The sequence below is a fragment of the Zoogloea sp. genome (genome assembly GCF_041908905.1).
Classification (GTDB): Bacteria; Pseudomonadota; Gammaproteobacteria; order Burkholderiales; family Rhodocyclaceae; genus Zoogloea.
The window spans coordinates 19436-45698 of sequence record NZ_JAYREK010000023.1; the positions used below are offsets into that span (position 1 = coordinate 19436).

The 26263-nt window shown below is 69.6% G+C and carries 22 protein-coding genes; 19 read left to right on the forward strand and 3 right to left on the reverse strand.

Features of this window, described 5'->3' with window-relative positions:
* The first annotated feature begins 12 nt into the window (after positions 1 to 12).
* The 10 genes from ACE3OU_RS12750 to ACE3OU_RS12795 all read left to right on the forward strand — a co-directional run bounded on the left by ACE3OU_RS12750 (position 13) and on the right by ACE3OU_RS12795 (position 12599).
* Complete coding sequence (locus ACE3OU_RS12750; protein ID WP_374241934.1) at positions 13 to 3285, forward strand: type I restriction endonuclease subunit R; 3273 nt, start codon at positions 13 to 15, stop codon at positions 3283 to 3285.
* 202 nt (positions 3286 to 3487) lie between these two features.
* The gene (locus tag ACE3OU_RS12755; protein WP_374241935.1) at positions 3488 to 4663 is read left to right on the forward strand and encodes a helix-turn-helix transcriptional regulator; all 1176 of its coding nucleotides are present in this window, start codon (positions 3488 to 3490) and stop codon (positions 4661 to 4663) included.
* A 150-nt stretch (positions 4664 to 4813) separates the two neighbouring features.
* Positions 4814 to 6451 (forward strand): DUF1302 domain-containing protein, encoded by a 1638-nt coding sequence (locus tag ACE3OU_RS12760; protein ID WP_374241936.1) that lies wholly within the window; start codon positions 4814 to 4816, stop codon positions 6449 to 6451.
* 25 nt (positions 6452 to 6476) lie between these two features.
* Positions 6477 to 7844, forward strand: coding sequence for a DUF1329 domain-containing protein (locus ACE3OU_RS12765; RefSeq protein ID WP_374241937.1), 1368 nt, complete (start codon positions 6477 to 6479; stop codon positions 7842 to 7844).
* Between the two features lie 327 nt (positions 7845 to 8171).
* Positions 8172 to 8906, forward strand: a complete 735-nt coding sequence (locus ACE3OU_RS12770; protein ID WP_374241938.1) for an SDR family NAD(P)-dependent oxidoreductase — start codon at positions 8172 to 8174, stop codon at positions 8904 to 8906.
* Positions 8907 to 8917: 11 nt separating this feature from the next.
* Positions 8918 to 9547, forward strand: coding sequence for a nuclear transport factor 2 family protein (locus tag ACE3OU_RS12775; protein ID WP_374241939.1), 630 nt, complete (start codon positions 8918 to 8920; stop codon positions 9545 to 9547).
* Positions 9547 to 10242 carry an EthD domain-containing protein gene (locus ACE3OU_RS12780; RefSeq protein WP_374241940.1) on the forward strand — a complete coding sequence of 232 codons (696 nt, stop codon included), beginning with the start codon at positions 9547 to 9549 and terminating at the stop codon, positions 10240 to 10242. The genes ACE3OU_RS12775 and ACE3OU_RS12780 overlap by 1 nt, the downstream gene beginning before the upstream one ends.
* Positions 10243 to 10285: 43 nt before the next feature.
* Entirely contained in the window at positions 10286 to 11053 is a 768-nt protein-coding gene (locus ACE3OU_RS12785; protein WP_374241941.1) for an SDR family NAD(P)-dependent oxidoreductase, read from the forward strand.
* A 13-nt stretch (positions 11054 to 11066) separates the two neighbouring features.
* Positions 11067 to 12128, forward strand: a complete 1062-nt coding sequence (locus ACE3OU_RS12790; protein ID WP_374241942.1) for an alkene reductase — start codon at positions 11067 to 11069, stop codon at positions 12126 to 12128.
* 15 nt (positions 12129 to 12143) lie between these two features.
* Positions 12144 to 12599, forward strand: a complete 456-nt coding sequence (locus ACE3OU_RS12795) for a MaoC/PaaZ C-terminal domain-containing protein (protein ID WP_374241943.1) — start codon at positions 12144 to 12146, stop codon at positions 12597 to 12599.
* A gap of 27 nt (positions 12600 to 12626) precedes the next feature.
* Here the strand turns inward: ACE3OU_RS12795 and ACE3OU_RS12800 are convergent, their stop codons facing one another.
* Entirely contained in the window at positions 12627 to 13460 is an 834-nt protein-coding gene (locus ACE3OU_RS12800) for an SDR family NAD(P)-dependent oxidoreductase (protein ID WP_374241944.1), read from the reverse strand.
* Between the two features lie 195 nt (positions 13461 to 13655).
* On the opposite strand from ACE3OU_RS12800, the gene ACE3OU_RS12805 reads away from it, so the two are divergent.
* The 9 genes from ACE3OU_RS12805 (at position 13656) to ACE3OU_RS12845 (ending at position 23283) form a co-directional block, all read left to right on the forward strand.
* Complete coding sequence (locus ACE3OU_RS12805; RefSeq protein WP_374241945.1) at positions 13656 to 14462, forward strand: SDR family oxidoreductase; 807 nt, start codon at positions 13656 to 13658, stop codon at positions 14460 to 14462.
* Positions 14463 to 14547: 85 nt separating this feature from the next.
* Positions 14548 to 15525, forward strand: coding sequence for an OB-fold domain-containing protein (locus ACE3OU_RS12810; RefSeq protein WP_374241946.1), 978 nt, complete (start codon positions 14548 to 14550; stop codon positions 15523 to 15525).
* Between the two features lie 10 nt (positions 15526 to 15535).
* Positions 15536 to 16669, forward strand: a complete 1134-nt coding sequence (locus ACE3OU_RS12815) for an acyl-CoA dehydrogenase family protein (protein ID WP_374241947.1) — start codon at positions 15536 to 15538, stop codon at positions 16667 to 16669.
* Complete coding sequence (locus tag ACE3OU_RS12820) at positions 16641 to 17060, forward strand: MaoC family dehydratase (RefSeq protein ID WP_374241948.1); 420 nt, start codon at positions 16641 to 16643, stop codon at positions 17058 to 17060. The genes ACE3OU_RS12815 and ACE3OU_RS12820 overlap by 29 nt, the downstream gene beginning before the upstream one ends.
* 17 nt (positions 17061 to 17077) lie before the next feature.
* A complete protein-coding gene (locus tag ACE3OU_RS12825) occupies positions 17078 to 18256 on the forward strand; it encodes a lipid-transfer protein (protein ID WP_374241949.1) in 1179 nt (392 codons plus the stop codon).
* A gap of 10 nt (positions 18257 to 18266) precedes the next feature.
* Positions 18267 to 19433, forward strand: coding sequence for an acyl-CoA dehydrogenase family protein (locus ACE3OU_RS12830; RefSeq protein WP_374241950.1), 1167 nt, complete (start codon positions 18267 to 18269; stop codon positions 19431 to 19433).
* A 24-nt stretch (positions 19434 to 19457) separates the two neighbouring features.
* A complete protein-coding gene (locus tag ACE3OU_RS12835) occupies positions 19458 to 20657 on the forward strand; it encodes an acyl-CoA dehydrogenase family protein (protein ID WP_374241951.1) in 1200 nt (399 codons plus the stop codon).
* Positions 20658 to 20670: 13 nt separating this feature from the next.
* Entirely contained in the window at positions 20671 to 21822 is a 1152-nt protein-coding gene (locus tag ACE3OU_RS12840) for an acyl-CoA dehydrogenase family protein (RefSeq protein ID WP_374241952.1), read from the forward strand.
* Between the two features lie 39 nt (positions 21823 to 21861).
* A complete protein-coding gene (locus ACE3OU_RS12845; RefSeq protein ID WP_374241953.1) occupies positions 21862 to 23283 on the forward strand; it encodes a DHA2 family efflux MFS transporter permease subunit in 1422 nt (473 codons plus the stop codon).
* 203 nt (positions 23284 to 23486) lie between these two features.
* On the opposite strand, the gene ACE3OU_RS12850 is transcribed toward ACE3OU_RS12845, so the two are convergent.
* Complete coding sequence (locus ACE3OU_RS12850) at positions 23487 to 23858, reverse strand: hypothetical protein (RefSeq protein ID WP_374241954.1); 372 nt, start codon at positions 23856 to 23858, stop codon at positions 23487 to 23489.
* A gap of 270 nt (positions 23859 to 24128) precedes the next feature.
* Positions 24129 to 26261, reverse strand: a complete 2133-nt coding sequence (locus ACE3OU_RS12855; protein WP_374241955.1) for an FAD-dependent oxidoreductase — start codon at positions 26259 to 26261, stop codon at positions 24129 to 24131.
* Between the last annotated feature and the right edge of the window lie 2 nt (positions 26262 to 26263).

Consider the following 26263-nt stretch of genomic DNA (forward strand, 5'->3'; position numbering starts at 1 on the left):
CCGAACCCAGCCATGAGCGACCCAGCCAGCGAGCGCATCTTCCAGGACGACATCCTCCGGCAATTGCAGGCCAATGGCTGGTTGCTCGGTGCTTCCGACCGCTACAACCGCGAGCTGGCGCTCTACCCGGAGGACGCGCTGGCCTTTGTGCAGGAGACGCAGCCGGCCCAGTGGCAGCGTTTCTGCGCCAACCACCCGAAGGACAGCGCGCAGAAGTTTCTCGAACTGATCGCCGGCCAGCTGGCCAGGGCCGACCCCAACGCCACCCACGCCGACCGCCGCCGCTTTGGCACCCTGGGCGTGCTGCGCCACGAGCTGCGCGACCGCAATGCGCGGCTGTCGCTGTGCCAGTTCAAGCCCGAACACGATCTGAACCCGGACACCCTGGCCCGCTACGCCCGGAACCGCCTGCGCGTGGTGCCGGAGCTGGTCTATAGCCCGTGGGCAAGCGAGGCGCGTCAGGCCGAGGGTGAGCACAGCGCAGCTGCCAAGGCCAAAGCCTGGCGCATCGACCTGGTGCTGTTTGTGAATGGCTTGCCGGTGGCGACGCTGGAGCTGAAGTCCGAGTTCAAGCAGGCGGTGGAGCGGGCCATACGCCAGTACAAGACGACCCGCCTGCCCGTCGACCCGGTGGCGAAAAAGCCGGAGCCGCTGCTGAGCTTCAAACGCGGCGCGCTGGTGCACTTTGCGGTGAGCCAGTACGAGGTGCACATGGCGACCCGGCTGGAGGGCGAGCACACGGTTTTCCTGCCCTTCAACAAGGGCACGGCGGACGGCGGGGCCGGCAACGACGTGCCCGCCGACGCGAACCGCTACGCCACCGATTACCTGTGGAACGAGGTGCTGCTGCCGGACAACCTGCTCAACATCCTGGCCCGCTTCGTGCACCTGCAGATCGAAGACAAGGAGGACTGGGAAGGCCGCAAGTACAAGAAGGAAAGCCTGATCTTTCCGCGCTATCACCAGTGGGACGTGGTGGGCAAATTGCTCGACGCCGCGCGCCGCGAGGGGCCGGGGCACAAATACCTGATCCAGCACAGCGCCGGCTCGGGCAAGTCCAACTCGATTGCCTGGGTGGCGCATCAGCTGGCGTCCCTCTACAAGGGCGACGGCGGCAAACTGTTCGATTCGGTGATCGTCGTCACCGACCGCACGGTGCTGGACGACCAACTGCAGGACACCATTTATCAGTTCGAGCACGCCGACGGCGTGGTCGGGCGCATCAACAACAAGGAAGGCGAGGGCTCGAAATCGGAGAAGCTTGCCGCGGCGCTGGAGGGCGCCCAGCCGATCATCATCGTCACCCTTCAGACCTTTCCCTTTGTGTTGAAGGCGATCGAGAACAGCGCGCGCCTCAAGGCGCGTTGCTACGCCATCATCGCCGACGAGGCGCATTCGTCGCAGACCGGGCTGACTGCCAAGAAGCTGAAGGAAGTCTTGCTGATCGAGGGCAGCGCAGGCGACGAGGATGCGGTGGACGAGCAAGACCTGATGGCCGCCGCCGCGGCCAGGGGCATCGGCAATCTGAGCTATTTCGCCTTCACCGCGACCCCGAAGGCCCGAACTCTGGAGATGTTCGGCCGCCTGCCGCGCCCCGGCGAAGTGCCGTCGCTCACCAACAAGCCCGCGGCTTTCCACGTTTACAGCATGCGCCAGGCCATCGAGGAGGGTTTCATCCTCGACGTGCTCAAGAATTACACCAACTACAAGGTGGCCTACAAACTGGCGCTGAAGATTCAGGAGGCCGACCAGGAGGTCGACAGCAAGCGCGCCCGCGTCAAGCTCAACCAGTGGGTGCGCCTGCACGACCACAACATCGCCCAGAAGGTGAAGCTGATCGTCGAGCACTTTCGCGACAACGTGCTCGGCCTGCTGGGTGGGCAGGCCAAGGCCATGGTGGTGACCAGCTCGCGCAAGGAGGCGGTGCGCTACAAGCAGTGCTTCGATGCCTACGTTGCCGACAAGGGCTACCGGAAGATCCACGCCATGGTGGCGTTTTCGGGGGAGGTGGTCTTCAGTGACCGGGACCCGAACGCCGCCGAGCTGGTCGGCAAGCCGTTCACCGAGCACAACCTGAACCCGCAGCTCAAGGGCCGCGACCTGCGCAAGGCCTTCGATAGCGACGACTATCAGGTGATGATCGTCGCCAACAAGTTCCAGACCGGCTTCGACCAGCCCAAGCTGTGTGCGATGTACGTGGACAAGAAGCTGGCCGGGGTGGAGTGCGTGCAGACTCTGTCGCGCCTCAACCGCACTTACCCGAACAAGGCCGAGACGGGCACCTTCGTGCTCGATTTCTTCAACGCCCCGGAGGACATCCTGGGGGCCTTCCAGCCCTATTACCAGACCGCGGAGCTGGCTGATGTCTCCGACCCCAATCTGATCTTCAGCCTGTACGACAAGCTGCGGGCGGCGGGGATCTTTACCTGGCAGGAGGTGGAGCAGTTCTGCGCGGCTTTCTACGTGAAGAACAAGAGCAACGCGGCGATTGCCAACCTCTGCAAGCCGGCGGTGCAGCGCTGGCAGCAGCGCTACAAGTCGGCCGTCGAGGCCTTCAAGCAGGCTCGCGTGATGTTCGAGCGCACCAAAAAGACCGGCGACGTCGTGCTGATCACCAACGCCGAGCACTGCCTGAAGGACTGCCAGAAAGAGAAGGACGCGCTGGAGATCTTCAAGAAGGATCTGGGCAGCTTCGTGCGCTTCTACGACTTCATGTCGCAGATCGTCGATTACGACGACACCAGCCTGGAAAAACTCAGCCTCTATGCCCGCAACCTGCGCCCGATGCTGCGCGAAGCCCTGCTCGACGAGGATGACATCGATCTCGACAACGTGGTGCTCAGCCATTACCGCGTTGCCAAGATCCGCCAGCAGGATCTGCTGCTCAAGCAGGACGGCGCCGAATACAAGCTGGAGCCGGGCGAGGGGATGGGCACGGCGCGACCCCGGGACAAGAAGGAAGAGTTTCTGTCGCAGATCATCAGCCGCCTGAACGAGATCTTCGTGGCCGATCAGCTGACCGACAAGGACATGGTGAATTACGCCTACACCATCCGCGACAAGATCGGCGAAAACCGGACGGTGATGCAGCAGATCGCAAACAACTCCCCCGAGCAGGCCCTGCTCGGCGATTTTGCCAAGGCCATTGACGACGCCATCATGGACAGCAGCGCTGCCCACCAGAACCAGATGCTGCAACTGCTCGCCGACCCCCAGAAGGCGGCCGGGTTTGCCCGCGTCGTTTTTGATCTGCTGGTTTCGGGAAACGCCACCCCCGCCAGGTGAGGCGGAGGCTGCTCGCACGCCGATAAGGCCCACCCGCCCCGCGTGCGGGGGGCTCATCGCGCGCCAGTCTCGGGCGCTGCCAGGGCCGAGGCGAGGCGCCGCGGGCGCCGCCCCGCGGCCGCTCATCGTCCGTCCGGACGACGAGGGCGGCGCGCCCGCATGCAAACCTGCGCGCCTCTCCTTTCTGTCCGGTCTTCTTCCCATGTCGCGTGCGCTCACGTCCGGCCCGATGGAGGCCGGCGCCCTGTTTGCCCGGGCCGGGGTGGATTTTTCCACCTACGAGCGGCTGACCGGGCTGATCCACGACGGCGCCTTCGACCTGAAGGCCTGGGAGGTCTTCCTGCAGCTGCTGCAGGCGCAGCTGCGGGCCAACTACGTCTCCCTGGTGCTGTTGCCCGATCTGGCCGGGCCGGGGCTGCCCATCCTGTTTGCGGGCGAGGCCCGGCCCGCCCTGCTGACGGCCTACACCGACGTGCTCCACGGCCTCGACCCCTTCGTCGATCTGCCCCGCGACTGCATGCTGGGGGTGGAGGCGCTGATCTCGGAGGCGGACTGGCTGGACAGCGTGGTGTACCGCAACTGCCTGGCGCCGCTGGGCATCCGCCACCTGGCGGGGGCCGATCTGGACGTGGGGGGCGAGGCGGTGTGCCGCTTCCGGATCTGCCGGAGCGCCGACAGCGGCCCCTTCGGGGAGGCGGAGCGGGCCCTGTGCGGGCTCCTGCTGCCCCACCTCAAGCGGGCCCTGCGGGCGCGGGCGCTGATGGAAGGCTCCGACCGGGAGCGCCGGCTCTACGCCGGCACCCTGGAGCGGCTGGCGGTGGGAACGCTGTGGGTGGACCGCCGCTGCCACGTGCTGGGCAGCAACCGGGTGGCGGACGAGATCCTGGCCACCGGCGACGGCCTGCGCCTGGTGGGCCGGGAGCTGAGGCCCGGCCTGCGGGCCGAGCGGGCCCAGCTACTGGCGATGGTCGCCCGGGTGGAGGGCCAGCGCGGCCCGGGGCCCGGGCTGGTGGAGGGCATGACCCTGACCCGCCCCTCCGGGCGCCCCCACCTCGGGGTGCTGGTCCGGCCGGTGCCCGCCACCGGCGGGGCCGACTACGGCCCCTGTCCGGCGGCGGTGCTCCACATCAGCGACGTCGAGCGCTCGGTGGGCGCCTCCCCCGCCCTGCTGCGCAGCCTGTTCGGCCTGACCGGGGCGGAGAGCGCGCTGGTCCTGCTGCTGGTGGAGGGGCTCACCCTGGACGAGGCGGCGGCCCGTCAGGACATCAGCCGCCACACGGCGCGCAGCCAGCTGCGCAGCATCTTCGCCAAGACCGGGGTCACCCGCCAGACCGAGCTGCTGCGGCGGGTGCTGCGCAGCGTGGTGCCGCTGGGCTGAGCTTCTTCCCGGCGTTTCACCCGAATGGGGGATGCGACCCGCGGTGCACCATCGGCAGCATCCCTCCGCCGTCACCTCGAAAGGCCCGGAGGGCGTGGCTGTCCGGGCCTTCCGCTCCGCAAACAACAACATGCAGGGAGGGATTGATCGATGCTCCATCACCACCGCTTCACACCATGCCATCCACGCCGGCTGATTGCCCTGGCGCTGGCCGGCGTCGGCCTGCCGGCCGTGGCGGGCCCCGGCTTCCAGCTGGGCGAGACGACCGCCGTCGACACCTCGCTCACCGTCGGCTACACCAGCTCGATGCGCCTCAAGGACGCCTCGCCGGCCTACCTGGCCGACCTCAACAGCGACGACGGCACCCGCAACTTCAAGCGCCACGGCCTCATCAACAACCGCCTCAACGTGCTCGGCGAGGTCAAGGTCAAGCACGACAACCTGGGCGGCATGCTGCGGGGGAGCGCCTTCTACGACACGGTTTACCGGGGCAGCAACGACAACGATTCGGCGGGCACCGTCAACAAGATCGGCCCGGTCAACGAGTTCGTGGACGACACCCGCCGCCTGAGCGGCCAGAACTCCCGCCTGCTGGAGGCCTTCGTGTATGGCAACTGGCAGCTCGGCGAGGTGCCCCTCAACGTCAAGCTGGGGCGCCACGCGGTGGTGTGGGGGGAGAGCCTGTTCTGGCCCAACATCAGCCAGGGCCAGGTGCCGGTGGATGCCACCAAGTTCAACGTGCCCGGCACCGAGGCCAAGGAGAGCTACCTGCCGGTGGGGCAGCTGTCGGCCAGCCTGGGCCTCACCGACAGCCTCACGGTGACCGGCTACTACCAGTACAAGTGGGAGAAATCCCGCCTCAACCCGGTGGGCGATTACTTCGGCAGCGACTACTTCGGCCCCGGCGCCCAGTTCTACCGGCTGGCGCCCGGCGCGATCGGCAGCCTGCCGGACCGCAGCTTTGCCGTCGCCAACTACGCCGGCGAGATCTCGGCGCGGGACTCCGGCCAGTGGGGCCTGGGGGCCCGCTACCAGCTCAGCGACAACACCGAGCTGGGGCTCTTCCACTATCGCTATCACGACCGGGTGGGGGCGATGTTCTACGACTTCACCGGCACCACCCGCTACTCGTCGCTGCCCCGCTTCGGGGCGCTGGCCTCGCCGGGCAGCGCGCCGTATTTCAAGCTGGCCTACTTCGAGGACATCAAGCTCACCGGCGTCAGCGCCAGCACCAAGTTCGGCGACGCGGTGCAGGTGGGCGGCGACCTGAGCTACCGGGACGGCGCGCCGGTGTATCTGGACAACGGCTCGCCGACCCGCGGCAGCTACCTCCAGGGCAACGCCAACTTCGTGTACATCCTCGGCCCGAGCGCCCTGGCGCACCAGACCACGCTGCTGGGCGAGGTGGTGCACCAGCGCATCACCGGTGTCGACACCCTCACCGTGAGCGGCGGCGTACAGAACGGCAGCTTCTCGCGCTACGTGTACGACGGCCAGACCCGCAGCTCCAGCCTGGCCGGGGTCGGCGTGATGCTCGACTACCCCTCCGTGTTCAGCGGCTGGGACCTCAGCACCCGCGCCATCTGGACCCAGAACGTGGCCGGCAGCAGCTTCTCCGGGATGGGCCGCGACGAGCGCCGGCTGACCCTGGGCGCCGACTTCAAGTACCTGGGCAACTTCCAGGTGGGCCTCACCTACGTCACCTACATCGGTTCGGCCAGCGTCGCCGACGGCCGCACCCTGGCCGACCGCGACTACCTGTCCTTCAACGCCAAATACACCTTCTGACCCGCACACGACCATGGACATCCACATGAGCAAGCCGATTTCCGCACTGATCCTCGGCGCCGCGCTGCTGGCGGCCCAGGGCGCCCACGCCAGGGCCACGCCCGACGAAATCGCCCGCCTGGGCAAGGACCTTACCTGCGTCGGCGCCGAGAAGGCCGGCAACGCCGACGGCAGCATTCCGCCCTGGAGCGGCAAGTGGCTGGGCGTGCCGCCGGGGGTGGAGTTCAAGGGCACCGGCTTCCACCCGGTCGACCCCTACCCCGCCGAAAAGCCCCTTTACGTGATCACCGCGGCCAACATGGCCCAGTACGCCCAGCGCCTGTCGGCGGGGCAGAAGGCGCTGTTCAAGCGCTACCCGGCCACCTACAAGATCGCGGTCTATCCCAGCCACCGGGATTTCCGCTTCCCGGAGGCCGTCTGCAAGGTCGCCCTCGAGAACGCCGCCGGCGCCGAGCTGGTGGACAACGGCGAGGGGGTGACGGGGGCCAGCGGCGGCGTGCTGTTCCCGATCCCCAAGTCGGGCCTCGAGCTGCTGTGGAACGCCACCATGCCCTACCGGGCGTGGACCGAGGAGCTGGTCTCCGACAACGCCTACGTGCTGGCCGACGGCAAGGTGAACTGGGGCCGGGTGCGCTCCCGCAACCTGGCCCCGGGCGTCGAGCCCGGCCGCAAGGGGCGCACGGTGGGCAACTCGTCCTACTACCTCAACGAGACCCTGCTGCCCGAACGCGACAAGGGCGAGGTGAACACCGGCACCGAGTTCTGGAACTTCGCCAAGGAACCCCGCCAGAGCTGGCGCTACGACCCGGGCACCCGGCGCGTGCGGCAGTCGCCGGGCTACGGCTTCGACATGCCCTTCCCGGGCACCGGCGGCTCCATCGCGGTGGACGAGGTGCGCCTCTTCAACGGCTCGCCGGAGCGCTTCAACTGGAAGATCGTCGGCAAGAAGGAGCTGTACGTGCCCTACAACGCCTACCGGCTGCACTCCGACAAGCTCAAGTACGCCGACCTGATCCGCCCGGGCCACCTCAACCCGGACGCCCTGCGCTACGAGCTGCACCGGGTGTGGGTGGTGGAGGGCACCCTCAAGGACGGCTACCGCCACCTCTACAGCAAGCGCACCCTCTACGTGGACGAGGACACCTGGTTCATGCTGATGGCCGACAACTACGACAGCCGCGGCGAGCTGTGGCGCACCTCGGTGGTGAACTACTTCTATGCCTACGAGATGAACACCTGGCAGGCCGGGGTGGGCCTCTACCACGACCTCAACGCCGGCACCTACCTCGCCTTCAACCTGGTGAACGAGCAGCCCGGCGCCTACAAGCTCAACCAGGGCAAGTTCACCGAGCGCGACTTCGGCCCCGAGGCCGCGCGGCGCATGGGGCTCTGAGCATCCCCGGGGCCGGGCTCCGCCCTCCGTGGGGGGCAAGGAGTGGGGCGGCCCTGCGTTGCCTTGGGCATCCGGCGCGGTGCATCGGCGGGCGGCAGCCTTCGGGCGGGCCGCCCGTTTCTTTTGCCCGGTGCCGGGGCGCGGCGGTACGGACGCGAAGGCGGGTGCCCGTGGGGCTTGCCGGCATGGGGAAGGCGCTCAGCGGCCGTTTTCTGCCTGCATCTAGTCAGCCTGGACGATGCCCCGAAGGCGCCCAGGGCTAATGATGGCCTCCATCCGGGGGCGGCAGCTCCCACCCCATTCACTCAAAGTATCGTGGAGGCCGGCATGAAGTTTTCCGACAAGGTGGTATTCGTTACGGGTGCAGCCCAGGGCATGGGGCTGGCCATCGTGCAGCGTTTCGCGGCCGAGGGAGCCCGCGTGGTGGCCGCCGACATCAACGCCGAGGCCACCGCCCGGGCCGTCGCCGAACTGGGCGAGCGGGGCCTGGCGGTGGGCTGCAACGTGGCCGACAGCGCGTCGGTGGTGGCGGCCTTCCAGGCCGTCGAGGCCCGCTTCGGGCGCCTCGACGTGGTGATCAACAGCGCCGGCATCGGCTCGATGGATGCCTTCGTCGAGACCCCCGACGAAGCCTGGGTCCGGGTGATCGGGGTCAACCTCACCGGCACCTTCCTGTGCTGCCGCGAGGGCGCCCGCCTGATGCAGCAATGCGGGGCCCGCGGGGCGATCGTCAACGTCTCCAGCACCGCCGCCTTCTCGGGCGAGGGCCCGGCCCACTACTGCGCCTCCAAGGCCGGCGTGATGGGCCTGACCCGCAGCGCCGCCCGCGAGCTGGCGGCCAGCGGCATCCGCGTGAACACCATCGTGCCCGGCCCCACCAACACCCCGATGATGGCCGGCATCCCCGACGAATGGACCCAGGCCATGATCCGCGCCATTCCCCTCGGCCGGATGGGCGAGCCGGCGGAGATCGCCGCCGCCGCCGTCTTCCTGGCCAGCGACGAGGCCGGCTTCATCACCGGCCAGAACCTCGCCGTGAATGGCGGCATGAGCTTCCTGTGAGCGGGCCCGCCATGACCGACGCAAGCCTCGCCGCCCGCGTGGATCGCCTCGAATCCATCGAGGCGATCCGCCAGCTCGCCGGCAAGTATTCCCTGTCGCTCGACATGCGCGACCTGGACGCCCACGTGAACCTCTTCGCCCCCGACATCCAGGTGGGCCGCAAGGGCACCGGACGGGCCGCCCTCAAGGCCTGGGTGGACGAGACCCTGCGCAACCAGTTCACCGGCACCTCGCACCACGTGGGCCAGCACATCATCGAGTTCATCGACCCGGATCACGCGGTGGGCGTCGTCTACTCCAAGAACGAGCACGAGACCGGCCCCGAGTGGGTGATCATGCAGATGCTCTACTGGGACGACTACGAGCGCATCGATGGCCAGTGGTACTTCCGCCGCCGCCTGCCGTGCTACTGGTACGCCACCGACCTCAACAAGCCCCCCATCGGCGAGCGCAAGATGCGCTGGCCGGGCCGCGAGCCCTACCCCGGCACCTTCCACGACCTGTTCCCGTCGTGGCAGGCCTTCTGGGCCGCCCGCCCGGATAAGGACAGCCTGCCCGAGGTGGCCGCCCCGGCCCCGGCGGAAGCCTTCCTGGCCACCCTCCGCAAGGGCGCGCCGGACCCGAAGATCCGGGTGCGCTGATGGCCTGGAAGATGATCTACCTGGCCCGGCGCAACCCGGCGCTGGCCCCCGAGGACTTTCCCCAGGCCTGGCGGGAGCACTCCGCCCTCGGCGCCGGCTGCACCAACGTGCGGGACAAGGTGAAGAGCGTCCGCCAGTGCTCCCGCGACCTGGAGAACACCCCGCGGCTGCCCGGCGCCACGGCCGATTACGACGGGGTGAACCTGCTCGTGCTGCGCGACCGCCAGGCCGCCGACGACATCTGGAGCGACGAGGAGACCCTGCGCATCATGCGGCCCGACGAGCCGCGGGTGTTCTCCACCTACGTCCGCAACTTCACCCTGGTCGCCGAAGAGGCCGTGCTGCGGGAAGGCGAGCCCACCGACTGCATGGTCGTCGCCTTCCTGGGCCTGCGCGAAGGCACCGCTCCGGACGCCCTGGCGCGGGCCCTGGCCGAGGCGGACGCCGCCCGCTGGCTGGCCGATCCGGCCTTCGGCGCCGCCCTGCGGCTGGTCCTCAACCGGGTCGAGGGCACGCCGCCGCCGGGCTACGACTACGCGCTGATCCTCGAGGCCTGGTACCCGGGCCCCGCCGACGCGGTGCGCGCCTTTGACGCCACCCCGCTGCCGGCGCGCCTGCCCCGGGCGGTGGCCGACTGCATCGACCCGGCCCGCTCGGTGACCCTGCTCACCCGCGTTACCCACCGGCGCCCCTGAGCGCCGCTTCCGACCTTTGCCCATCTTCCAAGGAGCACGCCCCATGACCGCACGCCTGCAAGACAAGATCGCCTTCATCACCGGTGGAGGCTCCGGCATCGGCGCCGCCACCGCCGAACGTTTCGCCGAGGAGGGCGCCCGGGTGGTGATCTGCGGCCGCCGCCAGGAACCCCTCGACGAGGTCGTCGCCCGCATCCGCGCCGCCGGCGGCCAGGCCGAGGCCGTGGTGGCCGACGTCAGCGACGAAGCCGCCTTCACCGCCGCCCTGGCCGACTGCGCCCGCCGCCACGGCCGCCTCGACATCCTGGTGAATAACGCCATGGCCTACACCTGGGGCCCCATCGAGAGCATGAGCAGCGCGGACTGGCAGGCCAACTTCGCCACCTCGGTGGATGGCACCTTCTGGGGCACCCGCAGCGCCCTGCAGCTGATGAAGGCCCACGGCGGCGCCATCGTCAACCTCTCGTCGATCTGCGGCACCCTCGGCACGGCCTGGATGGCCGGCTACTCGGCGGCCAAGGCGGCGGTGATCAACTTCTCCCGCGCGGCGGCGGCCGAGGGCGCCGCCCACGGCATCCGCGTGAACGTGGTGATCCCGGCGGTCGTCGAGACCCCGGCTACCGCCGGCATGCTGTCCGACCCCGCCGCCAAAGCCAGCACCGAAAAGCTCATCCCGCTGGGCCGGGTCGGCCAGGCCCGCGAGCTGGCCAACGCCATCCTGTTCCTGGCCAGCGACGAGGCCTCCTACGTCACCGGCGCCGCGCTGCCCGTGGACGGCGGCCGCTCGGCCGTGCTGGTCACCGCGCTGTAAGGGAGCAATGCTGATGGCCACGCTCTTCGACCCGCTCCAGCTCGGCGACCTGCCGCTCGCCAACCGCGTCGTGATGGCGCCGATGACCCGCAACCGGGCAAACCCGGATGGCACCCCCGGCGACCTGATGGTGGACTACTACGCCGCCCGCGCCGCGGCGGGCCTGATCGTCGCGGAGGGCGCCTGGCCCAGCGCGGCCGGCCAGGCCTACTGCCGCCAGCCGGGCATCGTGACCCCGGCCCACATCGCCGGCTGGCGCCGGGTGACCGACGCGGTGCATGCCCGCGGCGGGCGCATCGTGCTGCAGCTGATGCACGCCGGGCGTATCGGCAGCCGCCACATCAAGCCCGAGGGCGTCGACACGGTGGCGCCGTCGGCCATCCCGGCCCAGGTCGAGATCTTCACCGACGCCGCCGGCATGCAGCCCTGCGACACGCCCCGGGCGCTGACGACCGACGAGGTACGCGGCGTGGTGGCGGAGTTCGCCCAGGCGGCCCGCAACGCCATCGACGCAGGCTTCGACGGGGTCGAGCTGCACTGCACCAGCGGCTACCTGCCGATGCAGTTCATGGCCACCGGCAGCAACCAGCGCAGCGACGCCTACGGCGGCAGCCTGGCCAACCGGGTGCGTTTCCCGGTGGAATGCCTGGCCGCCATGGCCGAGGCTATCGGCCCCGGGCGGGTCGGGCTGCGCATGAACCCGGGCAACCGCTTTAACGACATCACCGACGACGACTCGGCCGGGACCCACCGGGAACTCGCCCGCCAGGCCGCCGCCCTGGGCCTGGCCTACCTGCACGTGATGCGGGCGCCGGTTGCCGACATCGACGCCTTCGCCCTCGGGCGCGAGCACTTCGCCGGCCGGCTGATCCTCAACGACGGCTTCGACGGCGCCACGGCCGGCGCGGCCATCGCGGCCGGGGAGGGCGACGCGGTGTCCTTCGCCCGCCACTTCATCGGCAACCCCGACCTGGTGGAGCGCCTGCAGGCCGGCCTGCCGCTGGCCGGCTTCGACCGCCGCACGCTGTACACCGCCGGCGCGGCGGGCTACACCGACTACCCCACCGCCACCTGACCGAAGGAGAAGCCCGTGCTCTACTGGGAAGACATCCCGCTCTTTCAAGCCGTGGTCTCGCCGGCCAGCTACACGCTGACGGCCGACAACATCAAGGGTTTCGCCACCGAGTGGGACCCCTTTCCGCCCCATGTGGACGAAGCCGCCGCGGCCAGTTCGCCGGTCGGCAGCCTGTTTGCGGCGGGGGTGCATCTGCTGTCGATCACCATCCGGCTGAGCCACAGCATCCTCAGCGAGGACACCTCGTCCATCGCCAGCCGGGGGTGGGAGAAGCTGCGCTTCCATCGCCCGGGCGTGGTCGGCGACGAGCTGCGGGTGCGGGTGGTGCATGTGGAGCGCCGCCGCAGCCATCGCCCCGAGCGGGGCATCCTGATCACCCGCTTCGAGCTCTTCAACCAGAAGGGCGACACCCTGGTGAGTTTCGACAGCCAGGTGGTGATGCTGCGACGGACCGCCCTGGACGCGGCCTGAGCCGCGCCTCAGGTGGGCGGCGGCGGTTCAGGCCGCGGCCTGGCCCAGCCCGCGCTCCTTGGCCAGGTTCTGGGCATTGAGCGTGCGTTTCTGCAGCGCATCGGCCTCGGGCGAGGTGGCCAGCCACACCATCACGTCGGCCGGCACCTGGGGCGGGGCGACCCGCCCGCCGAGGGCCTGCACGCCCTTGGCGCCGATGGTGGCCTGCAGGGCCTCGGTGTCGACGACCCCCGGATTCACCGTGAAGGCGCGGATGCCCTGGGCCCCGAGCTCGGTCACCAGCACCCCGGACAGGCGCGACACGGCGGCCTTGCCGGCGCCGTAGGCGTAGCCCCAGCCGCCGCGGGCGGCGGGCACCGGCGGATCGCTCTCGCCGGCGCCGGAGGTCACGTTGATGACGGTGCCGCCGCCGTGCTCCAGCATGCCGGCGACGATGGCCCGGGTCAGCAGGAAGGGGGCCAGCACGTAGCCCTGGTAGACCCGCTTCAGGGTGGCCGGCTCCAGCTCGAGGAAGGGCAGGTTGAGGTCGCTGCCCTGGTAGATCGCGTTGTTCACCAGCACGTCGACCCGGCCGAAGGCGCGCAGGGCCACGTCGGCGGCGGACAGCACCGAGCTGTCGTCGAGCAGGTCGAGGCGGATCTCCCGCACCCGCCGGCCCAGGGCGCGGATCTCGGCGGCGGTGCTGGCCAGGCTGCCGGGCAGGGCGCTGCCGTCGGCGCGGCAGAGGCCGTGGCTGTGCCGCTCGCCGTCCTCCAGGGTGCGCGCGCTGATGATCAGGTCGTAGCCGGCGCGGGCAAACGCCAGCGCCGTGGCCTTGCCGATGCCCCGGCTGGCGCCGGTGATGAATGCCACCTTGTTCATGTCGTCTCCATTGGTCTGGCGGTGTTGTCGAGCGTTCCAGTCTAAGGAGGCGCCGCCGGCGGGCATCGTCAATTCGGACCAGCCGCCGGTCGACTGTCGCCGCCCGGCCCATCGTCCATCGTCCGTTCAGACGACGAAGCGCGTCCGGCCAGTGCCTAGACTCCAGCTCAACTACAGAAGCAAAGGAGCGCAGAGATGGCAGACCCGCATAGGGCAGACCCGCGGACCCAGGCCCCGGCCCTCGATTACAGCGGCAAGGTGGTGCTGATAACCGGTGGCACCAAGGGCATCGGTGCAGGCATTGCCCGCTGCTTCCTCGCCGCCGGTGCGCAGGTGCTGGTGTGCGGGCGCCAGGCCCCGGAGGTGCTGCCGGAAGCCGGCGGCGCCCGGGCCGAGTTCATCGCCGCCGACGTGCGCGAGCTGGAGTCGCTGAAGGCCCTCTTCGCGGAGATCGTGGCGCGCCACGGCCGCCTCGACGTGGTGGTCAACAACGCCGGCGGGGCGCCCCACGCCCTGGCCGACACGGCGTCGCCGCGCTTCCACGAGGGCATCATCCGCCTCAACCTGATCGCCCCCCTCCACGTGGCCCAGCAGGCCAACGCCATCATGCAGCGCCAGCCGGAGGGCGGCACGATCATCTTCATCGGCAGCATCAGCGCCCTGCGGCCGTCGCCGGGCACCGCCGCCTACGGCGCGGCCAAGGCCGGCGTGGTGTCCCTGGCCACCTCGCTGGCGGTGGAGTGGGCGCCCAGGGTGCGGGTGCTCACGGTGAGCCCCGGGCTGGTCCGCACCGAGCAGTCCCATCTTCATTTCGGCGACGAGGACGGCATCGCCGCCGTCGCGGCGACGATTCCCGCCGGCCGCCTGGCCACCCCGGAAGACATCGGCAACGCCTGCCTCTTCATGGCGTCGCCCCTGGCCAGCTACGCGGCGGGGGCCAACCTGCTGGTCAACGGGGGCGGCGAGCGCCCGGCGTTTCTGGCGGCAAGCAGGACCGATTGAGCAAGCGACACCAGGAGGCGGGCACCGGCGGCATGCCGCAGCGGGACCACGCCTCCGGCAACCCTTAACGTGCAGGAGACAGAACTTGGCTGAACAGGATTGGATGTCCGAGGTGCGTGGAATGGTCGGCCGCGAGTACGGCCGGGTCTACGCCTGGGATCAGGTAAACGAGCCCATGATCCGCCAGTGGTGCGAGGTCATGGGGGTGAACAACCCCCTCTACACCGACGCCGCCTACGCGGCCGGCACGGAGCACGGCGGCATCGTGGCGCCGCCGGCGATGCTCCAGGCCTGGTGCCTGGAGGGGCTGCACATGAACAACTATCCGCCGGGCTCGACCACCGAGAACCCCTACGAGGTCCTCAAGCTGATGGAAGGCCAGGGCTACGCCTCGGTGGTGGCGGTCAACTCCGACCTGAGCTTCGACCGCTACGTGAAGCCGGGCGAGCGCCTCTACTACACCACCCGCCTCGATTCGGTGGGCGAGCAGAAGACCACCGCCCTGGGCACCGGCTTCTTCGTGACCCTGGTGATGAGCTTCTTCTCCGAGAAGCCGGAGGGCGACGAAAAGGTGGGCTCGCTGCTGTTCCGCGTCTTCAAGTTCCGCCCCGCCAACCCGGTCAAGCCGGTGGAGGAGGGCAGCGCCGCCGCCGCGGTGCCCAAGTACAAGCGGCCCAAGCCCGGCATCAGCGACGACACCCGCTTCTTCTGGGAGGGCGCCGACGCCGGCCAGCTGCGCATCCAGCGCTGCAAGGGCTGCGGCACCCTGCGCCACCCGCCGGGCCCGGTGTGCTCCAGCTGCCATTCCTTCGAGTGGGATTACGTCGAGGCCGCCGGCACGGGCCGGCTCTACTCCTTCGTGGTGATGCACTACCCGGAGGTGCCGCCCTTCGACTACCCCAACCCGATCGGGCTGATCGAGCTCGACGAAGGCGTGCGCCTGATCGCCGGCCTGGTGGGCGTCAAGCGCGACGAGATCCGCATCGGGCAGCGCGTGAAGGTGGAGTTCCAGACCTTCGACGACGGCCTGACCCTGCCCATGTTCCGCCCGCTCGAACCCTGAGGAGACGTCCATGGACTTTCAACTGAGCGACGACCAGCGCGCCATCGCCGAGATGGCCGGCAGCCTGTTCGGCGACCTGTGCAGCGACGACCGCCTGCGCGCCTTCACCAGCTCCGGTGAGCGCTGGATGCCCGACCTGTGGGCCAAGTGCGTCGAGACCGGCCTGCACGCCCTGGCCATCCCCGAAGCGGCCGGCGGCAGCGGCCTCGGCATGACCGAGCTGATGCTGGTGCTCGAAGCCCAGGGGCGCGGCCTCGGCATGGTGCCCCTGGGGCGGCACCAGCTCGCCGCGGCCACCCTCGACCGCTTCGGCGCCGCCGCCCACCAGCCCCTGGTCGAGCAGGCCGCCACCGGCGAGGCGCTGCTGAGCCTGGCGCTGGACGGCCTCGCCGGCAGCACCGGCGTGGCGCTGGAGGCCCGCCCCGAGGGCGACGGCTTCGCCCTCCACGGCCGCGTGCCGGCCCTGCCGCTGGGCATGGAGTCGGCGGCGGCCCTGGTGCCGGCCACCACCCCCGACGGCCTGCGCCTCGTGCTGCTGCGCCTGGATGCCGAGGGCCTCGACAAGCTGCCCGGTGTGCTCACCCACGGCGAAGGCGTCGCCGAGCTGCACTGCCGGGGCGTCCTGCTGGGCGCCGCCGACGTGCTGCCCGCCGCGGCCCTGGCCTGGCTCGAGCCCCGCGCCATCGCGGCCCTGGCGGCCCTGCAGCTCGGCGTCAGCGCCGAGCAGGTGCGCCGTACGGTGGCCTACGTGAGTGAGCGGGTCCAGTTCGAGCGCCCGATCGGCAGCTTCCAGGCCGTGCAGATGAGCCTCGCCGACGCCCACATGGACATCGAGGCCCTGCGCTCCACCCTGTGGCAGCTGGTGTACCGCCTCGACGCCGACCTGCCGGCCGGCCCCGAGGCCCTGGCCACCCGCTACCTGGCCTGCGAGACGGGCCACCGGGTGGGCCACCGGGCCCAGCACGTGCATGGCGGCATCGGCGTCGACCTGACCTACCCGATCCACCGCTACCTCTACTGGAGCCGGGCCCTCGGCCTGGCCCTCGGCGGCAGTGCCGCCACCCTCGAACGCCTGGGCGACTGGCTCGCCGACAACGACACGCTGGGATGGAAATATGACCTCGCAGAACACCCGACGCTTTGATGAAGTGCGCCCCGGCGACAGCCTGCCGGAACTGGCGGTGCCGATCACCGTGGCCCTGATCGCCAGCGGCGCCATCGCCACCCGGGACTACTTCCCGGGCCACCACGACAAGGACGCCGCCCGGGCCCTCGGCTCCCCCCACGTCTTCATGAACATCCTCACCACCAGCGGCCTGGCCCAGCGCTACGTCGAGGAGTGGGCCGGCCCGGCGGCGGTGTTCAAGGACCTCAGGATCAAGCTCGGTGCGCCCAACTACCCGGGCGACACGATGACTTTCACGGGCGAGGTGACCCACGCCGACGCGGACAGCCGCACGGTGGTGGTGAGCCTCAAGGGCAAGAATTCCATGGGCAACCACGTGACCGGCACGGCCACGCTGGCCTTGCCCTGAGCGGGAGAGGGATGCAGATGAACGACATGAACATCGCCGGCCGCGCCGCCATCGTCGGCCTGGGCGCCACCGAATTCTCCAAGAACTCCGGCCGCACTGAGCTGCGCCTGGCCATGGAATCCGTGCTGGCCGCGCTGGCCGACGCGGGCATCGACCCCAGCGAGGTGGAGGGCTTCAGCTCCTACACCATGGACAAGGTGCCGGAGTACGAGATCGCCCGCCTGCTGGGCTGCAAGAACGTCAAGTTCTTCTCCCAGATCCCCCACGGCGGCGGCGCCGCCTGCGCGCCGCTGGTGCATGCGGCGATGGCCGTGGCCACCGGCATCGCCAAGACCGTGGTGGTCTTCCGGGCCATGAACGAGCGCTCCTGGTACCGCTTCGGCACCGGCGACTACGGCTTCGGCGCCACGCCGATCTTCGAGAACGTGAACTACGGCTGGTACATGCCCTACGGCTTCCACACCCCGGCCGCCTGGGTGGGCATGTTTGCCCAGCGCTACATGCACACCTACGGCGCCACCTCCGAGGACTTCGGCCGCGTCTCGGTGGCGGCGCGGGATTTTGCCGCCACCAACCCGGCCGCCTTCTTCCACGGCAAGCCGATCACCCTGGAAGAGCACCAGGCCTCCAAGTGGATCGCCGAGCCGCTGCGCCTGCTCGACTGCTGCCAGGAATCCGACGGCGCGGTGGCGATGGTCATCACCTCCGCCGAGCGGGCCCGTGACCTCAAGCAGAAGCCGGTCATCATCAAGGCCGGCTCCCAGGGCATCACCGAAGGCCAGCAGAGCATGACCTCCTACTACCGCGACGACATCACCGGCCTGCCGGAGATGGGTGTGGTGGCCAAGGAGCTTTACACCCAGTCCGGCCTCGGCCCCGACGCCTTCCAGACGGCGGTGATCTACGACCACTTCACTCCCTTCGTGCTGCCCCAGCTGGAGGAGTTCGGCTTCTGCAAGCGCGGCGAGGCGAAGGACTTCATCCGCGCCGGCCACCACGCCCGCGGCGGCAAGCTGCCCATCAACACCCACGGCGGCCAGCTCGGCGAGGCCTACATCCACGGCATGAACGGCGTCGCCGAGGCGGTGCGCCAGGTGCGCGGCACGGCGGCCAACCAGGTGGCCGACGTGGAAAACGTGCTGGTCACCGCCGGTACCGGCGTGCCCACCAGCGGCCTGATCCTGGGTTGTGCCTGAGGAGGATGCCATGTTCGTCGATCTGACCCCCGAGCAGCACGCCCTGCGCCTCAAGGTGCGGGACTACTTCCAGAACCTGATGACCCCCGAGCTGCGCGCCGCCCTGCGCGGCATGGAAGGGGGCGACCTGTACCGCGACACCATCCGCAAGATCGGCCGCGACGGCTGGCTGGCCCTCGGCTGGCCGAAGGAGCACGGCGGCCAGGGCTACGCGGCCACCGAGCAGCTGATCTTCTTTGAAGAGGCCAACATCGCCGGGGCGCCGCTGCCCTTCGTGACCATCAGCACCGTCGGCCCGGCGCTGATGGAGTTCGGCACCGACAAGCAGAAGGCCCAGTTTTTGCAGGGCATCGCCGCCGGCGAGATCCTGTTCTCCATCGGCTACTCCGAACCCGGCGCCGGCTCCGACCTCGCCGCGCTGAAGACCACCGCCCGCCTGGAAGGCGACCACTTCGTGGTCAATGGCAACAAGCTGTGGACCTCCGGCGCCGAGGCGGCCGACTACATCTGGCTGGCCGCCCGCACCGACCCCAACCTGCCGCGCCACAAGGGCATCTCGATCCTGATCCTGGACACCCGGGAGGCCGGCTTCTCCCACACGGTGATCCCCACCTGCAGCAACCCCACCGCCGCCACCTATTACGACAACGTGAAGGTTCCGGCGGACATGCTGGTGGGCAAGCTCAACGGTGGCTGGCAGCTGGTCACCTCGCAGCTCAACCACGAGCGGCTCGGCCTGGGCGCCTGGTCCGACAAGGTGGTGGGCCTGTTCCGCCGCGTCTTCCTGTGGGCCAAGGCCAGGGACGAGAACGGCCGCCGCGCCATCGACACCCCCTGGGTGCGCAGCCAGCTGGCCGAGTGCTACGCGCGGCTGGAGGCCATGCGCCTGATCAACTTCCGCATCGCCGCCGACCTGGAGCTGGGCCGGATGGACGTGGCCCTCGCCTCCAGCACCAAGGTGTATGGTTCCGAGTCGGCCATCGAGATCCTGCGCAAGCTCTCCGAGATCGTCGGGGGCAGCGGGCTGGTGCGTGCCGGTTCGGCGGCGGCGCTGCTGCTCGGCGAGCTGGAATACGAAGTGCGCGCCTCGGTCACCCTCACCTTCGGGGGCGGCACCAACGAGATCCAGCGCGGGCTGATCGCCCAGTTCGGCCTCGGGATGCCCCGGGCCGCCTGAGCCCGGGCAGACAAGGAAAAAGCAATGAGCACGACTGACGAGTTCCGCAAGGAAGTCCGCGCCTGGCTGGAGGCCAACTGCCCGCCGTCCATGCGCACCCCGACGCCCGAGGGCGGGCTGGTCTTCGGCGGACGCAACCTGAGCTTCCAGTCCGAAGACCAGCGCCTGTGGTTCGAGCGCATGCGCGACAAGGGCTGGTTCGCCCCGGACTGGCCCGCCGCCTACGGTGGCGGCGGCCTCAGCGCCGAGCAGACCGCGATCCTGGAGGCCGAGATGCGCCGCCTCCACTGCCGCCCGCCGCAGATCAACCTGGGCATCTGGATGCTCGGCCCGGTGGTGCTGGAGTTCGGCACCGAGAAGCAGAAGCAGGCCCTGCTAAAGCCCATGACCCGCGGCGAGATCCGCTGGTGCCAGGGCTTCTCCGAGCCCAACGCCGGCTCCGACCTGGCCAGCCTCAAGACCTCGGCGGTGGACCAGGGCGACCACTTCCTGGTGAACGGCACCAAGATCTGGACCTCCTACGGCGACAAGTCCGACTGGATGTACGCCCTGGTGCGCACCGATCCGGCGGTGCCCAAGCACCTCGGCATCAGCCTGATCGTGCTGGACATGCGCTCGCCGGGCATCACCGTCACGCCGATCGACCTGATCAGCGGCAAGTCGTCGTTCTGCCAGGTCTTCTTCGACAACGTGAAGGTGCCGAAGGGCCAGCTCCTCGGCCCCCTCAACGGCGGCTGGACGCTGGCCAAGGCGCTGCTCCAGCACGAACGGCGGGCGATGTCGAAGTTCGGTGAGTTCAGCCTGCCGACCCACTTCGATCTGATGAGCCTGGCCGAGCGCTACCTGCCGCAGACCAACGCGCCGGCCGACATCGCCCTGCGCGCCCGCGCCGTGGCGATGTCGATGGAGGAGCACAGCTACACCCTCACCGTGCAGCGCATGGGCGAGGAGATGCGCGCCCGCCAGAACGTGTCCGGCCTGATGTCGATCATGAAGCTGGTGCACTCCGAGCAGGAGAAGGACAAGTTCGAGATCCTCCTCGACCTGATGGGTCACCGCGCCCTGGGCTGGGAAGGGGACGAATTCACCGACCCGGAGCTGGCCCTGTGCAAGGCCTGGCTGGGCAGCTTCGCCCAGACCATCGCCGGCGGTTCGTCCGAGGTGCAGCTGAATGTCATCGCCAAGCGGGTGCTCGAGCTGCCCGAAGGCAAAGAGAGCAAGTGAGGAGGCGGTGGTCATGAGTCTGGTTTATTCCGAAGAGCAGCGTCTGCTGGCCGACACCGCCAGCGAGTTCCTGGCCGCCCGGAGCCCGGTCAGCGCCCAGCGCCGGCTGCGCGACGAAGGCAGCGCCGAGGGTTTCGACCCGGCCCTGTGGCAGGAGATGGTGAACCTCGGCTGGAGCGCGATCCCCTTCCCCGAAGCCCTCGGCGGCCTCGATTTCGGCTGCAAGGGCCTGGGGGCCGTGTTCGAGCAGATCGGCAGCAAGCTCGGCGCCGCGCCGCTCTTGTCCAGCGTCGTGCTGGGCGGTTCGGTGCTGGAGCTGGCCGGCTCTGCCGCGCAGCAGTCCGAATGGCTGCCGGCCCTGATCGCCGGCGAGCGGCGCATCGCCCTGGCGCTGGATGAGCAGCCCCGCCACGACCCGGCCGGCACCGCCCTGGCCGCCCGCCGCGAGGGCGAGGGCTGGGTGCTGACGGGCGACAAGGTCTTCGTGGTCGACGGCCTCGGCGCCGAAGCCTTCGTGGTGGTGGCCCGCACGGCCGGCACGCCCGGCGAGACGGCCGGGCTGAGCCTGTTCCTGGTGCCCGCGGCCACGGCCGGCGTGCAGCTGTCGCCGGTGAAGCTGGTGGATTCCCGCAACCACGCCCGGCTGCGCCTCGCCGGGGTGCAGCTGCCGGCGTCCGCGCTGGTGGGCGGCGAAGGCGAGGCCTGGGCGGCCCTGGATGCCGCCCTCGACCGCGGCCGCGTGTGCCTGGCCGCCGAGCTGCTGGGCGCCGCCCAGACGCTCTTCGACACCACGGTCGACTACCTCAAGACGCGGGTGCAGTTCGACGTGCCGATCGGCTCCTTCCAGGCCCTGCAGCACCGCGCCGCGTGGTGCTTCACCCACCTGCAACTGGCGCGCAGCACCGTGATGGCCGGCCTCGCCGCCCTCGACGACCGCTCGCTCGACGCCGCCGGCCGGGCCCGCCTGGCCAGCCTGGCCAAGTGGAAGGCCGGCGAGGTGGCCCACCTGGTCAGCCGCGAGGCGGTGCAGATGCACGGCGGCATGGGCGTCACCGACGAGCTCGACGTGGGGCTCTTCCTCAAGCGCATCCGGGTGGCCCAGGCCTGCCTCGGCGACGGCGATTTCCATTGCCAGCGTTACGCCGACGCCGGCGCGGGGCGCTGACGTGAGCCGCGGCGTCGGCCCGCGGTGTCGGGCGCCCCGATGCTGAGCCTGCTCCTCCCCGCCGCCCCCAGCCGGGACGAGCTGTTCGCCCGCCACGGCGAGCGCTACCGCTGGCTGGCGCTGTTCACGGTGGCGATCGGCGTGATCGCCGCGGTGCTCGCCACCACCAGCTTCAGCGTGGCGGTGCCGGCGATGGGGGCCTACTGGGGCATGGGGCAGGACCGGGTGCAGTGGGTCATCACCGGCTACATGGCGGCGATGACCCTCGCCATGCTGCCGACGCCCTGGCTGCTGGAGCGCTTCGGCTTCCGGCGGGTTTTTTTGGGGACGGTGTTCTTCCTCGGCCTCACCAGCCTGGCCGGCGCGCTGGTCAGCGACTTTGCGGGTACCGTGGTGATCCGCCTGCTGCAGGGGGCCGCCGCCGGCGTCCAGCAACCCCTGTCGATGGTGGTGGTGATGCGCCTCTTCCCGCCCAGCCGGCAGGGGCGGGCGACCGGCCTGCTGAGCTTCGGCATCGTGCTGGCCCCGGCCGTGGCGCCGACGCTGGCGGGCATGCTGCTGGAGCACTTCGGCTGGCAGTCGATATTTTTGCTCAGCGTCCCCTTCTGCGTGCTCGCCGGCGTGCTGGCCGCGCACCTCCTGCCCCGGGAGGAGAGCACCCCGCGGCGCCCCTTCGACTGGTACGGCGTGGCATTGCTGAGCGCCATGACCCTGGCCCTGATCGAGTGGGTGTCGAGCCTGCGGGAAGCCGGCTTGCTGGCCGCCTGGAGCGTGGCCCAGGCCGCGATCGCGCTGCTGTCGGCGGGGCTGTTCGTGCGCCACGCCAGGCGCGCGACGGTGCCTATATTTTCGCTGGAGCTGTTCGCCGAGCGTTCGTTTGCGATGGGCATCGTGGTGTCCTTCGCCTACGGCGTCGGGGTGTATGCCTCGAGCTACCTGATCCCGGTCTTCCTGCAGAACGCCCTCGGCTTTGGTGCCACCCCCGCCGGGCTGGCGCTGATGCCCTCCGGCTTCGTGCTGGCGGTGGCGATCCCGCTGGCCGGCATGCTCGCCGACCGCCACTCGCCGCGCTGGATCACGGTGGCCGGCCTGCTGGTCTTCGGCCTGTCCTTCTTGTATTTCGGCTGGCGCGGCAGCGCCGTGAGCTACGCCGAGATCCTGTGGGACACCGTGATCGGCCGCATCGGGCTGGGCCTGATCATCCCGGCCCTCACCGTCGCCACCCTGCGCCACCTCCAGCCCCGCCTGATGGGCGAGGCCTCGATGGTGAACAACTACGTCCGCCAGCTCGGCGGCGTGCTGGGCATCGCCATCGTCGCGGTGTTCGTGGAGTGGCGGATCACCGTTTACGGTGCGACGCCCGAGGGCATCGACGCAGCCTATTCGGAAGCCTTCATCCTCCTCACGGTAACCTTCCTGCTCGCCACCGTGGCGGCGCTGCGGATGAAGCCGCGGGAGTGAGGGCTTAGGGTAGGGCGGCTTGGCGTATTCGATGAAGCCATGCTAAAGAAAGCAGGGGACGGTTCCCATCCATAACGCAAACGCCTATTGCAGCCGTTTGGAGAACTGAGCGGGCAAGTTCCGCCGCGTGGCACCGCATCATCGACCGCGACGGCAAGGAGCTGTCCGCCAGACGGTTTCTGGTGGCAGCCATCGGCGGGCTCTCAACGGATGTAGAACACTCTGCGTCTGAAATAGGGGATGTAGCAGAGGCTGATGACATCGAGAACGACCCACATGTTCGTCCCTGCTTCAAGCCGCTTGCCTGCGTCGGAGGCGCGGATTCTGTATCCGGGACTGGAAACGGAGCACCCCGAAATGTCTTGATTGCCGCTGCTGTGCGGCAGTTCAAGCCCCTCGTCAGCCTTGGTGATTCCGACTTGGAGGATGCCGTCGATGTCTGGCAAGGCAATCGCCTTGGATTCGCCCGTCTTCACAGAACCGACCTTCTTCCCATTGAAGAACACGGACAACGGCAGTGCTCGTCCAAGTGCATTCCCCAAAAAACTTGATGGCCTGTCTAGTTCGATTTCCAAAACCTAACTCTCTATAGAAAAACACATTTAACATATCAGATGAAATCAGGAATTGCTAATTCCTCTGCTTCTTAAATATGGCCTTCGAAATCGCTAAGGTAGGTACTGTGAGCCGGCGCGGTGGGGGGCGGGGCTGCCGCCGGCGGCGTGCGAAAAGTGGGCAAGGCGAGCCCGGTCGCGCTCCGGGGGCCGGCGCGCTCAGGTCCGTCTTGTCGATGTCTTGAAAGCCCTGCGCCGGGCGGCGCAGGGTGATGCGTGTTGCGACGGATCTCAGACCCGGTTGCCCGCCGCGAAGCCGGAGGCCAGCGCGCCTTCGATGTAGCCGATGGCGGCCCCGTCGCCGATGCTGATCACCGGCACCTTGACGGTTTCCAGCTCCTTCGCCAGCCGGTCGTCCGGGCGGGCGCCGATGGCGAGCACCACCGAATCCACCGCCAGGCTGCGGGCTTCGCCTTCCTGGGTCGTGTAGCTGATCGCCTTCCGCCCGATCTCGTTGATCGTCGCCTGGGTCTGCAGCTCGGCGCCGTGCTGGCGCAGGCCGTCGAGCACCCGCCAGCGGCGCACGATCGACAGCTCCCGGCCGAGGCTGGGGCCTTCTTCGAGTACCGTCACCTGGCGGCCGCGGTCCACCAGGAACTCCGCCAGCTCCAGCCCGACCAGCCCGCCGCCGACAATCGCGACGCGCTTGCCCAGCGGCATCCACAGGCGGGACAGGTTCTGGATGGCATCGCTGCTGTCGGTGACGCCGGCCAGGCTGCCGGCCTTCATCAGCGCGCGCTGGGCGAAGGACAGCTTGCGCTTGGCGATCTCCTCGGCCCGGTCGTCGGTCATCAGGCGGCGCAGCTCGTCGCCGGACCACACGTGGTCCTGCTCGGCGCCGGGGATGGCCGGGGCGCTGCGTTCGGCGCCGGTGGCCACGATCACCGTGTCGGCCTTGAGTTCGCGGATCAGCCCGGGGGTGGCGGCGGTGTTGAGCATCACCTGGATCGGCAGCTTCTTCACCTGGCGGACCAGGTGGTCGAGCAGCGCGCCGTTCTCGGCGTAGGCCAGGCCGGCGAAGAACAGGGTGCCGCCGAGCCGGCCGCTGCGCTCCAGCAGGGTCACCCGGTGGCCGCGGGTGGCGGCGACCCGCGCCGCCTCCATGCCGGCCGGGCCGCCGCCCACCACCACCACGTGGGCGGGCGTGTCGACCGGGTTCAGGCGGGTCTCGAACTCGTGGCCGGTGAGCGGGTTCACCGCGCATTTGACGCGCTGGTTGACGAAGATCTGGCTGACGCAGGCGTAGCAGTAGATGCACGGCCGGATGTCCTCCGGCCGGTTCTCGACCAGCTTGCGCGGTAGCTCCGGGTCGGCGAGCAGCTTGCGGGCCATCGCCACGAAGTCGCACTGGCCGGCGCCGATGGCGGTGTCGGCCACCTCGGGCTCCAGCCGCCCGACGGCGATCACCGGGATCTGCAGCGCGGCCTTGATCTCCGCCGCCCACGGCAGGAAGCCCGCCTTCTGCTGCACCAGCGGGGCTTCGGTGAAGGCCACGCCGGTGCTGGTGTTGGCGTAGGCGGAGACGCTCACCGCGTCCGCGCCGGCGGCTTCGGCCATGCGCGCGAAGACCTTGGCCTCTTCCAGCGTGATGCCGCCGTCCATGCGCAGCTCGTAGGCGTCGAGCCGCAGCCACACCGGGTAGTCGGCGCCGACGCGCTCACGGACGGCGGCGATCACTTCGCGCAGGAAGCGGCCACGGTTTTCGATCGAGCCGCCGTATTCGTCGTCGCGCTTGTTGAAGTAGCCCGAAAGGAAGCCGGCGATGATGTAGGTGTGCGCGGCGTGGATCTCCACGCCGTCGAAGCCGGCACGCCTGGCACGATCCGCGGCGGCGGCGAACCATTCGATCATCTGCGCGATGTCGGCCTTGTCCATGACGCGGATCTTCACGCCGGCCTTCTCGCGGCCTTTGGACGAGCTGATGAAGGCGCCCAGCTCCTCGCGGGTGAGGGCCTGCATCATGTCGGTCTTGAGGGGCGGCGGTATCGACGGCACCCACAGCTCGCGGCCCTCGGCGAGGTCGCGCACCGAGGTCTTGCCGGCGTGCTGCAGCTGCATGGCCACCTTGGCGCCGTGGCGATGCACCCGCTCGGCCAGGGCGTTCAGGCCGGGCACGAAGCGGTCGTCGGAGACGCCCACCTGGAAGGGTTCGGCGGTGCCGGCCGGGTAGGCGATGGCGCACACGCCCATGATCAGCAGCCCGGCGCCGCCGGCGGCGCGGGCCTCGTAGTAGGCCTGGATGCGCTCGCCGCAGGTGCCGTCGGACTCGGCGAAGTTGGAGCCCATCGGCGCCATCACGATGCGGTTGCGCAGTTCCATCCGGCCGATGCGGCCGGGGCGGAGGAGATTGTCGAAGGTTCCCATGG

What these genes read in the sequence shown, in the direction of transcription:
- ACE3OU_RS12750 (WP_374241934.1), top strand. Translation starts at nt 13, where the DNA reads ATGAGCGACCCAGCCAGCGAGCGCATCTTCCAGGACGACATCCTCCGG.
- ACE3OU_RS12755 (WP_374241935.1), top strand. Translation starts at nt 3,488, where the DNA reads ATGTCGCGTGCGCTCACGTCCGGCCCGATGGAGGCCGGCGCCCTGTTT.
- ACE3OU_RS12760 (WP_374241936.1), top strand. Translation starts at nt 4,814, where the DNA reads ATGCTCCATCACCACCGCTTCACACCATGCCATCCACGCCGGCTGATT.
- ACE3OU_RS12765 (WP_374241937.1), top strand. Translation starts at nt 6,477, where the DNA reads ATGAGCAAGCCGATTTCCGCACTGATCCTCGGCGCCGCGCTGCTGGCG.
- ACE3OU_RS12770 (WP_374241938.1), top strand. Translation starts at nt 8,172, where the DNA reads ATGAAGTTTTCCGACAAGGTGGTATTCGTTACGGGTGCAGCCCAGGGC.
- ACE3OU_RS12775 (WP_374241939.1), top strand. Translation starts at nt 8,918, where the DNA reads ATGACCGACGCAAGCCTCGCCGCCCGCGTGGATCGCCTCGAATCCATC.
- ACE3OU_RS12780 (WP_374241940.1), top strand. Translation starts at nt 9,547, where the DNA reads ATGGCCTGGAAGATGATCTACCTGGCCCGGCGCAACCCGGCGCTGGCC.
- ACE3OU_RS12785 (WP_374241941.1), top strand. Translation starts at nt 10,286, where the DNA reads ATGACCGCACGCCTGCAAGACAAGATCGCCTTCATCACCGGTGGAGGC.
- ACE3OU_RS12790 (WP_374241942.1), top strand. Translation starts at nt 11,067, where the DNA reads ATGGCCACGCTCTTCGACCCGCTCCAGCTCGGCGACCTGCCGCTCGCC.
- ACE3OU_RS12800 (WP_374241944.1), bottom strand. Translation starts at nt 13,460, where the DNA reads ATGAACAAGGTGGCATTCATCACCGGCGCCAGCCGGGGCATCGGCAAG.
- ACE3OU_RS12805 (WP_374241945.1), top strand. Translation starts at nt 13,656, where the DNA reads ATGGCAGACCCGCATAGGGCAGACCCGCGGACCCAGGCCCCGGCCCTC.
- ACE3OU_RS12815 (WP_374241947.1), top strand. Translation starts at nt 15,536, where the DNA reads ATGGACTTTCAACTGAGCGACGACCAGCGCGCCATCGCCGAGATGGCC.
- ACE3OU_RS12820 (WP_374241948.1), top strand. Translation starts at nt 16,641, where the DNA reads ATGACCTCGCAGAACACCCGACGCTTTGATGAAGTGCGCCCCGGCGAC.
- ACE3OU_RS12825 (WP_374241949.1), top strand. Translation starts at nt 17,078, where the DNA reads ATGAACGACATGAACATCGCCGGCCGCGCCGCCATCGTCGGCCTGGGC.
- ACE3OU_RS12830 (WP_374241950.1), top strand. Translation starts at nt 18,267, where the DNA reads ATGTTCGTCGATCTGACCCCCGAGCAGCACGCCCTGCGCCTCAAGGTG.
- ACE3OU_RS12835 (WP_374241951.1), top strand. Translation starts at nt 19,458, where the DNA reads ATGAGCACGACTGACGAGTTCCGCAAGGAAGTCCGCGCCTGGCTGGAG.
- ACE3OU_RS12840 (WP_374241952.1), top strand. Translation starts at nt 20,671, where the DNA reads ATGAGTCTGGTTTATTCCGAAGAGCAGCGTCTGCTGGCCGACACCGCC.
- ACE3OU_RS12845 (WP_374241953.1), top strand. Translation starts at nt 21,862, where the DNA reads ATGCTGAGCCTGCTCCTCCCCGCCGCCCCCAGCCGGGACGAGCTGTTC.
- ACE3OU_RS12855 (WP_374241955.1), bottom strand. Translation starts at nt 26,261, where the DNA reads ATGGGAACCTTCGACAATCTCCTCCGCCCCGGCCGCATCGGCCGGATG.